General features: G+C 43.8%; 10 protein-coding genes. 4 read left to right on the forward strand and 6 right to left on the reverse strand.

The window, feature by feature from the left end:
• Positions 1-2: 2 nt before the first annotated feature.
• Both hutZ and ACRN9H_RS12575 read left to right on the forward strand, forming a co-directional pair.
• Positions 3-560, forward strand: a complete 558-nt coding sequence (hutZ, locus tag ACRN9H_RS12570) for a heme utilization protein HutZ (RefSeq protein ID WP_432314114.1) — start codon at positions 3-5, stop codon at positions 558-560.
• Between the two features lie 512 nt (positions 561-1,072).
• A complete protein-coding gene (locus ACRN9H_RS12575; RefSeq protein WP_432314214.1) occupies positions 1,073-2,860 on the forward strand; it encodes an ABC transporter transmembrane domain-containing protein in 1,788 nt (595 codons plus the stop codon).
• A gap of 46 nt (positions 2,861-2,906) precedes the next feature.
• Here the strand turns inward: ACRN9H_RS12575 and ACRN9H_RS12580 are convergent, their stop codons facing one another.
• From ACRN9H_RS12580 to ACRN9H_RS12595, 4 genes are all read right to left on the reverse strand, one after another.
• A complete protein-coding gene (locus ACRN9H_RS12580; protein ID WP_432314116.1) occupies positions 2,907-4,508 on the reverse strand; it encodes an AMP-binding protein in 1,602 nt (533 codons plus the stop codon).
• A gap of 579 nt (positions 4,509-5,087) precedes the next feature.
• A complete protein-coding gene (gene ccoG / locus ACRN9H_RS12585) occupies positions 5,088-6,560 on the reverse strand; it encodes a cytochrome c oxidase accessory protein CcoG (protein WP_432314118.1) in 1,473 nt (490 codons plus the stop codon).
• A 173-nt stretch (positions 6,561-6,733) separates the two neighbouring features.
• On the reverse strand, positions 6,734-8,188 hold the full coding sequence (locus tag ACRN9H_RS12590; protein WP_432314120.1) for a sigma-54 interaction domain-containing protein: 1,455 nt from the start codon (positions 8,186-8,188) through the stop codon (positions 6,734-6,736).
• Between the two features lie 242 nt (positions 8,189-8,430).
• On the reverse strand, positions 8,431-8,970 hold the full coding sequence (locus ACRN9H_RS12595; RefSeq protein ID WP_432314122.1) for a thioredoxin family protein: 540 nt from the start codon (positions 8,968-8,970) through the stop codon (positions 8,431-8,433).
• Between the two features lie 571 nt (positions 8,971-9,541).
• On the opposite strand from ACRN9H_RS12595, the gene ACRN9H_RS12600 reads away from it, so the two are divergent.
• Entirely contained in the window at positions 9,542-10,156 is a 615-nt protein-coding gene (locus ACRN9H_RS12600) for a LysE family translocator (RefSeq protein WP_432314123.1), read from the forward strand.
• 80 nt (positions 10,157-10,236) lie between these two features.
• On the opposite strand, the gene ACRN9H_RS12605 is transcribed toward ACRN9H_RS12600, so the two are convergent.
• Positions 10,237-10,557 carry a DUF3144 domain-containing protein gene (locus ACRN9H_RS12605; protein WP_432314125.1) on the reverse strand — a complete coding sequence of 107 codons (321 nt, stop codon included), beginning with the start codon at positions 10,555-10,557 and terminating at the stop codon, positions 10,237-10,239.
• 73 nt (positions 10,558-10,630) lie between these two features.
• Positions 10,631-11,194 carry a pilus assembly FimT family protein gene (locus tag ACRN9H_RS12610; protein ID WP_432314127.1) on the reverse strand — a complete coding sequence of 188 codons (564 nt, stop codon included), beginning with the start codon at positions 11,192-11,194 and terminating at the stop codon, positions 10,631-10,633.
• Positions 11,195-11,382: 188 nt separating this feature from the next.
• Between ACRN9H_RS12610 and ung the strand changes: the two genes are divergently transcribed.
• Complete coding sequence (ung, locus tag ACRN9H_RS12615; protein WP_432314129.1) at positions 11,383-12,048, forward strand: uracil-DNA glycosylase; 666 nt, start codon at positions 11,383-11,385, stop codon at positions 12,046-12,048.
• Positions 12,049-12,106 lie beyond the last annotated feature (58 nt).

The raw sequence follows: 12,106 nt of genomic DNA on the forward strand, positions 1-12,106 counted from the left end.
TCATGAAGCCTGAAATAACCGAACAAGAAAAGCGTCTAAGAGACAAGCTTTTACCTGAAATAGAAGCCTTTAAGCAACAACATAAAAGCTTGCAGCTGGCCACTCTGGGCATTGATGGACAGCCAAATGCTAGTTACGCACCTTTTGCGCTGGCTGATGATGGTTTTTACATCTTGGTCAGTGATTTAGCCCGTCATGGGCATAACCTTAAGCACTCGGCTAAAGTCTCGGTTATGTTAGTTGAAGATGAAACTGTGGCTAAATCAGTTTTTGCCCGCAAACGTTTAACCTTTGATGCGATTGCCGAAGTGGTTCCCCGTGGCAGTCCAGCCTTTAGCAAAGGGGTTGGCGTGTTGTCAGCGCGGTTTGGTGAAATGTCAGATAATCTTGCCGCATTAACCGATTTTAACTTATACAAACTCGCGCCCCATCAGGGATTATATGTAAAAGGTTTCGGCCAAGCTTTTGTTCTTAGTGGTGTAGAGTTATTAGATGTGGGATGGAAGCGCGATGGGCACCATGGTTCACCCCAGCTAACTGAAAACACACAGTTGGCTTAACGTTTAGTGTTACTATTTTAATGAGAATATCTAGCCAAATCCGCACTTGATGAGGGTTTGGCTTTTATTATTTAACCTGAACTCGGGATAGTGGCTGTGGTAACGGATTAATCTTATTACCTTATTCACAAAATTAACTCTACAGAGTGAGTTTTTTCGTTATCAAGGCAAGTTTGCGTACCTAATAGCGGGCTATTAGTAGCAAAGTTAACGCAGATAAAGGGAAAAGTAACCTGTCGAGACACAGAGCTAATCCCGAGTTCAGGTTATTTAGGTATAATATTCTGTAAGCGCTTGAATTTAGCATTCACTGTCAGCATCTCTTTTATACGCCTTATATAATATCCCGCGGCAGGCGTTTTTATTCATGCCGATGTTAATGCTTGACCTGTAATCCCACCTTAAGGATATCAAGAGTGAACGAGCCAACAGCTAAGCCGTCTGAACCCATTCAATCTGTTGTCGATCCATTGAATAGCTCGCAAGATCACGCTCATCAAGCAGCTAATGTTATGGCAAAGGATAAAACTAACGTCTTTGACAGACAAAGGTCAGTGTTACCTTGGATTGCGGGCTTTCTCAAGCCTTACAAAATGAAAGTCGTTGCCTCGATTATTTTTCTCATAATAGGTTCACTTGCTTGGTTGTCCCTTGGCCAAGGTGTGCGGCTGATGGTCGATGAAGGCTTTGTGCGTGATAATGCGCAAAGGCTTAATGAGATCATATTATTCGTGCTGGGGATCACGGCGCTGAGTGGTGCTGCTGTGTTTTGCCGTTTTTATTTAATGACTTGGCTGGGTGAGCGCGTCAGTGCTGATATCCGCCTTACTGTTTATAACCAATTACTTAAACTCTCGCCTGCATTTTATGCCAAGGTGCGAACGGGTGAAGTGATCTCTCGTTTTACCGCCGACTCTACCTTGCTACAAACTGTGGTGGGATCAAGCCTTTCGATGGCTTTGCGCTCTAGTGTCACTGTGTTCGGTGGCTTGGTCATGATGGGTATTACCAGTGTAAAGATGACATTATTGGTGTTATTAGCAGTGCCTTTAGTATTAGGGCCAGTGCTATTTTTTGGCCGTAAAGTACGCGTACTGGCACGTGAAAGCCAAGATAGAGTTGCCGATCTTGGTGCTTATGTGGATGAAACGCTGCACGAGATCCATACAGTACAAGCCTATGGCCATGAGAATAAAGACCGCAGCTTATTTAACTCCCGCGTCGAAGACGTCATGACGGCAGCCAGTGGGCGGATCCTATATCGCGCTTTGTTGATCTCGTCAGTCATGTTTTTAAGTATTGCAGCCATAGTGCTGGTGACTTGGGTGGGAGCGCAAGATGTGATGGTTGGCAAGATGACCGGCGGCGAACTGTCTGCGTTTATGTTTTATGCTGTTATGGTCGCAGGCGCAGTAGCCACCATCAGTGAGGTCATCGGCGATATTCAGCGAGCATCGGGCGCCGCCGAGCGGTTAATTGAGCTGGCTGAAACGCAAGTTGATATTCCTGTCGCCGTAAATCCTGTGACATTACCGATAAATATTCGTGGTGAGCTCGCGATAGAAGGCCTCAGTTTTGCCTACCCAGAACACGATACCTTAGTCTTAAAACAGCTCAATATAGCAATTGCTGCGGGCGAGCGGGTTGCGCTAGTTGGCCCTAGCGGCGCGGGTAAAAGCACATTATTCCAGCTGTTACAGCGTTTTTATGTGCCGTCTAACGGGCGTATTCGATTAGATGGAATTGATATTGCCGATCTAACGCCTCAGGATTTACGCGCCCAATTTGCCCTAGTGCCGCAGGATTCGGTAATTTTTGCCACCAGTGTGCTTGAAAATGTGCGTTATGGACGAGTCGATGCAAGTGAGCAAGAAGTGATTGATGCTTGTATTGCGGCACGTGCCCACGAGTTCATTAGTGAATTTAGTGACGGTTATCAAACCTATTTAGGTGAACGTGGTGTGCGGCTTTCTGGCGGACAAAAACAACGTATCGCAATTGCACGGGCGATTTTAGCAGATAGACCGATATTATTGCTCGACGAAGCAACCAGCGCTTTAGATGCGGTGAGTGAACAAAAAGTGAAGCAAGCGTTAGATATCTTAATGGCGGGTAAAACCACCTTGATTATCGCCCATCGCCTATCAACGGTTATTAATGCGGACAGAATTTTTGTATTTGATAAAGGCGAAATCATTGCCTGTGGTCGCCACCAAGAGCTGATGCAATCGAATGATTTATATCGTGAGTTTGCCAGTTTGCAATTGTTAACCGAAGAGGCTAATGCCAGTTTTACCTAAGGGCAAATCCCAGTGACATGTTTCATTCACTGGGAATAGCTAAGGCTCATACGTGGTCTTTAAGCTCGCGGCGCAAAATTTTACCGACGGTGCTTTTAGGTAATTGACTCTTAAATTCAATCACTTTAGGTAGCTTATAGGCGGTTAATTGCTTGCGGCAATAGAGGAGAATGTCACTTTTCTGTTGCTCTAGTTCAACGCCATTATCTTTGAGTACGACAAAGGCTTTGACCGCTTCCCCCGAATGTTCATCTTTTATCCCGACGACCGCGCATTCGATCACATTGGGGTGGCTGGCTAATACGTTTTCGACTTCGTTAGGATAAACGTTAAAACCAGAGACAAGGATCATGTCTTTTTTGCGATCAACAATCTGATGAAACCCTTCTTCGGTGGCAATGGCGATATCACCGGTTTTGAAAAAGCCATCTGCAGTCATAGCATTAGTCGTTTCTTGTGGATTATTCCAATAACCTTGCATCACCTGTGGGCCGCACACGGTTAATTCTCCGGCGGTGCCGAGGGGGACTTCAAGGTTATTTTCATCTAAAAGTTTAACCTCAGTGCCAATCACAGGTTTACCAATAGTGCCAAGCTTTTGATAGCCGGGCGCATTAAGTGAAACAACCGGTGAGGTCTCAGATAATCCATACCCTTCGCTAATCATGTTACCTGTGGTCTGTTGCCAAATATTTGCCGCCGCCGCAGTGAGCGCAGTGCCGCCTGATATAGTGATTTTTAAATGGCTAAAGTCCAGCGCGGTAAATTCGGGTTGATGGCATAGGGCGACAAACAAAGTGTTAAGACCCGCAAAACCCGTAAAAGGATATTTAGCTAACGTCTTAATTAAGCCGCTAATATCCCGAGGATTTGGGATCAGTACCGAGCAACCACCACATTCGAAATACAAGACTAAGTTCACCATAAACGCGTAAATATGATAAATCGGTAGTGGTGCAACGAAGATATCTTCGCCTTCGGTGATGACGCTGCCAATGCGGGATTTTACCTGCGCGGCATTGGCGAGCATATTACCGTGGGTCAACATGGCACCCTTAGATAATCCAGTGGTGCCGCCGGTGTATTGCAATGCACTGAGAGTCGCCAATGTAGGAGCTACGCGAGTAAAGCTAAGTTCTGCACCTTGTTTAAGAATTTGGCAAAACTCGATATTTTTAAGCCTTGTTTTTGGCTGTACCTGTGGGGCAATTAAATCTAATGGATGGGTGGAAATGACCAGTTCTATTTGGGTGCTGTCGATAACTTTAGCTAAGGTCGGTAATAAGTCAGACAGTACCACCAACGCTGTGGTGCCAGAATCATTAAACTGATGAATTAACTCACGTTCGGTATATAAGGGGTTGGTATTAACCAGAATAAGACCGGCCCTAATTGCACCATAAGCAGCAATGACAAACTGGGTAATGTTAGGTAATTGAATAGCAATGCGATCGCCGGGTTTGAGTGCCGTTTCATTTTGTAAGTAGGCGGCAAAGTAGCGTGAATCGCGTTCTATCTCATTAAAACTGCTGGTTTTACCCAGGCACACATAGGCGGGTTTATCGCCATAACGCAGGCTAGTTTTTTCGATCAAGTCGACAAGTGAGCTGTAGTTTAGTTTAAGTTGGGAATCTTGATCATATGCCATGCTGAACTACCTCAAAGATGATGTTTATTAGTTGTTATTATTTTCGAGTTAAACAGATGTTTAGATTAGAGGCTGTGTGTACTTAAGGTCAATGCTTATCGCGAAAAAATCGCTATACCAATAATGCTATCTTTATGTAAAAAAAGTATTTTTACTCTAAAGGCTAGGGCTTAACTGTAGCTTAAGTTTGAATTTTTTGATTGTGTTTTTACTGTGGATTGAGTGCATTTTCGCGTCACAAAAGTTAATTTTTAGTTAACTTGGCTTGAGCTGGCATCAAAAGATAGCAGGGGATAATCAATATCATTAACCCGCGAGCCGCATACACTGATCTTTATGCTTATCCTTTTAGTAGCATCATAAATCGCCGATGTTCTATGTTGATTTACTGGATTTATATCATGATTTTACTATCAATAGCTTGAGTACCAATGACTTGACTATCAATAGCTTGGCTAGCTTATCTGTGTCTATGTTAAGTCGCGTCATTTAACAATAAGCTTATGGCGTCAATCAGCACTTGAGTTGTTTCCTTAAGTGCTGATTGAACGGTTAATGCTGTTCGCTAAACGTTGAGTCTTAAGGGCTAAAAAATCCGGTTTTTTGACTGACTTGCTGGTCGGGTTGTTTAATATCTGTCACCGAGAATTGAATTATTTTACGCCCAGAGGGGAGATTATTCCTATCGGCTAACACTGTGACGGGGTAGTCGAGTTGTTCACCGGCGGCCAGGGTAATAATCGGATTAGCAATAAGACTAAAGGGCATTTCACTATCAACGGCGAGTTGATATTGTTTAGTATCCTGGGTTTTGTTGCGGATCTTAAGCTGGTAGGTATTTTCAATCTTATTGTCTGCCGTTTCGCGGTACAGACTTTGACGATCGCGAATAACATTTAGCTGGATTTCGCTACGGCCATGTAAATCTAAGCCGATGACAATTAGCATGATGATGACCGCAATCCCATAACCTAAGAAACGAGGCGAACGCCAATAAGCGTAACGCACTTCTTTTATGTCATTTTCACTCATATAACCGATAAGATTTTGTTTATAATCGAATTTGAGCATTGTTTCATTACAGGCATCAACACAGGCGCCGCAATTGATGCACTCATATTGTAAACCGTTGCGAATATCTATGCCTGTTGGGCATACTTCAACACACAAATTACAGTCAACACAATCACCTAAGGTAGGCTCATTTAGGTTTGTTTGTTGCTTACGTTTACGAGGGCCACGAGATTCACCGCGCTGTGCATCGTAGGTCACGGTTTTGGTATTCGCGTCGAACATGACTGCTTGAAAGCGAGAGTAAGGGCAACAGTGTAAGCACATTTGTTCACGCATCCAGCCCGCATTGAGATAGGTACAAACGGCGAAAAACCATACCCAGCTAGTGCTCCAGAAGCTAGCATGACCTGTAAATATATCTACATAGAGTTCACGGGCAGGGATAAAATAGCTAATAAAGGCACAGCCAGTAAGCAGGGCTGTGAGCCCCCAAAGTAAGTGTTTTGCCGTTCTTTTAGCGATTTTATTGCTAGACCACGGCGCTTTGTCGAGTTGTTTGCGTTTGTTACTACTGCCTTCAATACGCGTTTCGATCCACACGTATATAAAAGTCCATGCTGTTTGCGGACAGAGATAACCACACCAAACACGGCCCCAAAATACAGTGATAAAAAAGAGGCTAAAAGCGGCGGCGATAAAAATCCATGCGAGTAACGTAAAGTCCTGCGGCCACAGTGTGATACCAAAAAAGAAAAACTGTTGTTGGCTGACATCTAACAGTATCGCTTGGCGGCCATCGATAGAGATAAATGGCAGAGCGAAAAATAGTACGATCAGCAAGCTATTCATCATAGTGCGTAGGCGTTGAAAATAGCCTTTCTGCTCTCGAAAATGTATGTTGCCAGATGGCGCATTTGTTGTCTGCGAGTTTTGGCTAGAGAGGTTTTTAATTGGGATATGCAGTTCTACAGCGGGCGGCTTCGCACCCACACACTTATTCACATTTGGAGAATTTGGGGTAACTTCGCACTTTGGCATAAAGGGTCCTAACGGCTTAAATAAGATCTGTCTCCCTAATAGCAAACTGCAGGCCAATGTTTCAATTGATTAACTGCATGATTATAAAGATTATTTTTCGATATCGGTTTCGCCTTAAACACGATATATCACACATTGGTGATATATCGTGCCTTTTGGTATGTATGCTGTGCTTATGTCTCAGTAGATTGACGCTTAATCCCCAGTTTTTTCATTCGTGATCTTAACGTACTTGCTGGCACGCCGAGCACATTGGCAGCCCCTAATGGACCCGATATACGCCAATGTAAACGTTTAAGGGTTTGTTCTATATGTAGGGCTTCTGCTTCAGCTAAAGTTTGCCCGTGAGCCTGAGTGAGTGGGTGGCTATTAGGCATAGCGTGAATATGTAAAATATCGCTTTGGGATAAAATAGCTTCGCGTTCAAGAATATTTTGCAGCTCACGCACATTGCCTGGCCAAGTGTATGCCATGAGCTTTTGCAGTCCTTTCTGGCTCACGCCGCGAATCTTTTTACCAAGCTTTCGATTTAAGCTGTGCAGAATATGGCTGACCAGCTCAGGAATATCGTCGATTCTTGCGCGCAGTGGTGGCACCTGAATAGGGAATACATTTAGGCGGTAATACAAATCCATTCGAAATAATCCTAGCTCAACTCGCTTGAGTAAGTCGTGATGACTGGCAGCGACTAAACGGATATCCACTTGAATGGTTTCACTGCCGCCAAGGCGTTCGAAGGATTGCTCTTGAATAACGCGCAATAATTTTGATTGCGCTTCTAAGCTCAGTTCCGCCACTTCATCAAGAAACAAGGTGCCTTGATGGGCGAGTTCAAAGCGACCTTTACGCCGACTGGTAGCGCCAGTAAATGCTCCTTTCTCATGGCCAAAGAGCTCACTTTCTAATAAAGAGGCTGAGAACGCCGCACAGTTAACACTGATCATTGGCTTGTCTTTACGGTGGCTTAATTGATGTAAATTACGGGCGACTAACTCTTTACCTGTGCCGTTTTCACCACAAATCAACACTGTGCTATCGGTATTGGCGACTAGATGCAATTGCTGGATCATATGGCGGATCACGCCGCTATTTCCTGATATATCCACATCGCCAGTTTTATCTGCGAGTGCGGTTTGTAGGTAATGGTTTTCTGAAGCGAGTCGTTCTGAGAGGGCTTGTACTTGGGCTAATGCTTGGCGTAATGACAGCTCTGTTTGTTTTTGAATACTGATATCACGAAATATCGCGACCACGCCAACCAGTTCATCGGCGCGGTAAACGGGCGTAGAGCTATAATGAACCGGAAAACTGCTGCCATCTTTACGCCAAAATACGTCATGGGTTATCTCACGCGTAATGCCATCTTTTAAAGTGTTATAAATGGGGCAATCTTCTTGTGGGTAGTGGCTCCCGTCTGCGTGGCTATGGTGATGACAATCATGGATATTTTTCCCGAGTAACTCTTCATTCTTCCACCCTGTCATTCGTTCTGCTGCAGGGTTAATAAAAACGGCATTACCACTTAAATCAAAGCCATAAATTCCTTCACCAACAGCATTAAGCAATAATTGGTTCTCGGGTAAAAAATGGTTGTTTATGAGTGCTGTAGTAGATGAAAGCTGAGACATAGGCCGGTTTGCTCGATTCGCTAGCAGATAGCTTGAGTGTACCTTTAAATATCATCACACGATATATCGTGGATTAATGGGCGGCTTTAAATGTGTTCGCAAAACTTGGTTTTAATATGATTTTTGTGGCCATAGACAAAGTGATAGCTAATATTTGTGGATCGAATAAATCGCTTCATTACATTTTAACGGCTCTTACTAAAAAGGCTGTCAGGCAGCCTTTTTATGTATAACTGATGAGCTTAACGGGCAGCTGTTAGGCCATTGAGTACGTCGCTAATACTAAGTTTTGACGGTAAAAGAATGCCATTGGGGTAGCTTGGGCCGTAGATTTTATTGTAGGGGGTTCCTGGCACGCCTTCATTTCGCATATAGGCTTCAATTGTTTTGTTGGCTTCACTCCAGTTGCCTTGCATCAGGATAATATTGTCGGCCATCAAGGCATTGACAACTTGTTCCCTATGGGTGACTTCGGCTTGATTGGTTTTACAAATCATGCACCAATCAGAGGTTATATCAACAAAGACGGTATAGCCTTTGGCAACCAAAGGCGCAATTTGCTCTGGTGCTAAGGTGCGCCACTGTAGTTTTTGATAGGCTTGATAATCCTCACCTTTATGTACAAATCCAATAATAGCGCCGAGTCCCACAGCGAAAAATCCCAGCACAAATATCACTGCTAGCGGTATGGTTTTGCCTTTTTGTCTCTGCCAAAGTAGCAGCAAAATAGCGCCTATTAATAAACAAAGAATGAAAATACTGATAAGAGTGATGGTGCTCATAAAACTTCCTGCTTGAGATCTGCCTATACAGGCTTAGGTTATGCTTATCTTAGCGGCTAACGGCTTAAATTAGCGTTAATTTATGGATTTTGAGTCAGCAAGTTTAGCCCTTAGTGTTGACGCATTTAGTTGCAATTATGTTTTGCGCCTTTTGTTAAGTGTTTGTAAGCTTGGGCAGATTATAAATATAACGACTTATAAGGAAGCAAGATGACAAGTTTTAGCTGGCGTAGAAGAGAGTCCGCTGTATCATTGTGGTCATTATTAGTGCCGCCTATGGTGCTATTTTTTTCGATGATGAGTCATGCAGAGGCGGAGCAAAGGCTGATGTTAAAGCTGAAAGCGCAGTCCCTGAAGTGGTTAAAACTGCTCATAAAATGACGATTCAAGATTAGAAAATAAGCTATCAAGCGATAAGCGGCGAAACCATTTTAAAAGATGATAAGGGTGAGCCTCTGGCAAGTATTTTCTCAATTACTTATTCGCGTTAACGCTTTTATGGTGTGATGTTAGAATCGTCAGCAAGTTTATGGTCCACAATGAGCCTTTTTATACGGGGTAGGATGTTTTAATGAGTATGAGTACCTGGTTAGGGCTATTGGCCATTTGTTGTTTGGGCGCGATGTCGCCTGGCCCCAGTTTAGCTATGGTGGTGCGCCACACATTAGGCGGTGGACGAGGAAAGGGGATTGTTTGCGCATGGGCACATTCGATTGGCATTGGGATTTATGCACTGGTGACCTTGCTCGGTTTAGCCGCAGTCCTTAAAAAGGCGCCCTTAGTATTTAATGGAATTGCAATTATTGGGGCGTTATATCTGGCTTGGATCGGAATTCAAGCGCTGCGCTCAAACGGTGGCATGCAAGCTAAATTTGCCGCAGGTGAAGCAACTGATACTCTAACCGCCGCCCGTGACGGTATCGCCATTTCTTTATTTAATCCTAAGATAATGTTGTTTTTCCTCGCGCTTTTCAGCCAATTCGTCATGGTGGCCGATAGCATAACGGCAAAAGCATTAATCATCTTTACGCCTTTAGTGGTCGATGGTCTTTGGTATACGCTTATTGCTTTGTTGTTGTCCCATTCAAGCGTGTTGCCTAAGTTACGGGAAAAGGCAGGGTTAATTGATAAGTTGTCTGGCGTGGTATTAATACTGCTGGCTATCAGGGTGATGTATACACTGTAAGCGAATTATCAGATAGCTAAAATCAAAACGCCATCAATTGATGGCGTTTTTTGTTTGTAAGAGAGGGAATAAAGCGGCTATTAGCCTTTAAACATTTGCACTGAATTGTCAGACTCTTCGGCGATAGTTTCTTGGGTGATAGGAGGATTTGCGATGTGATCGTCTAAGTTATCACTCAGCATTTCTTTAAATTCACTACTAAACCATTCTAATGCGCTTTCTTTCTCGGCGCCGAGATCCGCTGATTTAATCGCGGCTTCGAAGGCGTTAAAGCGTGCCGCAGCAAAACGGAGTGCAGTGCCAACTTTACCTACATCTGCTTCTTGTTGGCTTAGCTGATTGGCTAAGGCAATAAACTGATCGGCAAGTTCGTAAATGGTGGTGTTGCTCGTGTCGGTCATGGCGTTCACTCTAAAAAGTAACAGATTAAAGTTCGATTCTAACTTAATTGACGTAAGAAGGAATCGTCAGGCATTAACTATTGGGATCTGTGTCGGTAATGACGACTCCGGTTTGGGAGTCATAATTAATCGACAGTTTGTCGTTTGTTCGATAGAAATAAGTGCACTGGCCAGGATTGGTATAACTGGCTTTGTAGTCTGTTTCTGTCGCATCAACATTTAAGCGCGAGACACTGGGTTGAGTGTTTTGAAATAACACTTCCCATACCGATATACAGTCTTCGACATTATCAAGCGACGGTGAGGCTTCATTACCAAAGATATAGTGCTGTGCAGGCCAGCCGAAGGCGTTGAAATCCACTTGTTCAGATTGCGCCGTGCCAAATACAGGTAAGTCTTCTTTTGGACCTGATCCCACTTTTACCGCCCAAACGGAGCGCGCCAGATTGATGGCTGACTTAAAGCCACCGCCAGTGGCTTTGACTGTAGCGATTTGCGCATCTTGCTGCACATTGATAAATTTTGGCAGAGCCACTACCGCTAAAATACCGAGCACTATGATTACCACTACAAGCTCTATTAAGGTGAAACCCGTTTGATGTCGTTGTATCAATTTATCAGAATGTTGGATCATCATGGCGTAATTAGACAGTGCGAGAATGGGCGCACTATAGCATTTAAATTCGAATGTTTTAAATTGAAAGTCTTAAAGCGAAACACTGCAAACATAGCCGTATCAATTATCGACAAGCATAACCTTCAAACTTGCCATTCTACCAAAGGACTTTTAAGCTAACCCGATAATAGGATTGAGGAAGTAAAATCGTGACTCAGGCGACATGGCAAACATTTATCGATGAGCAAAGGGCTTTGCCTTATTTTCAGCAACTAAGTGCATTTGTAGACAATGAACGCAGGGCAGGGAAAGTGGTTTATCCATCTGAGGCTGATGTTTTCAATGCTTTTAGTATGACGCCCCTTGAACAAGTCAGAGTGGTTTTGATTGGCCAAGATCCTTATCACGGCCCAAACCAAGCCCATGGTTTATGTTTTTCGGTTAAGCGTGGTATTAAACCGCCGCCTTCCTTAGCCAATATGTACAAGGAATTGACGACGGATATTGCTGGCTTTTCAATACCATCTCACGGTGACTTGTCTGCATGGGCGGAGCAGGGAGTGTTGATGCTTAATACTGTGCTAACGGTTGAGCAAGGTAAGGCGCATTCCCATGCTAAAGCCGGGTGGGAAACGTTTACGACCGCAGCGTTAGCATTATTAAATCGTCAAAGGCGGCCGATTATTTTCATACTTTGGGGCAGCCATGCGATCAAAAAGGGTCAAGTGATCACCGCACCGCAACATCATGTGCTTACAGGGCCACATCCTTCTCCTTTATCGGCTTACCGTGGCTTTTTTGGTTGTGGACATTTTTCTAAAGTGAATCAACTATTACTTGAACGGGACGAAGCGCCTATTCTTTGGCAGGTTTAATCTGAGGATTAAAGGCTGAGTAGACAATAAAAAAGGTATTATTTAATAAGACCTTTTT

The organism is Shewanella sp. MF08487, from assembly GCF_050848685.1.
Taxonomy (GTDB): Bacteria; Pseudomonadota; Gammaproteobacteria; order Enterobacterales; family Shewanellaceae; genus Shewanella; species Shewanella glacialipiscicola.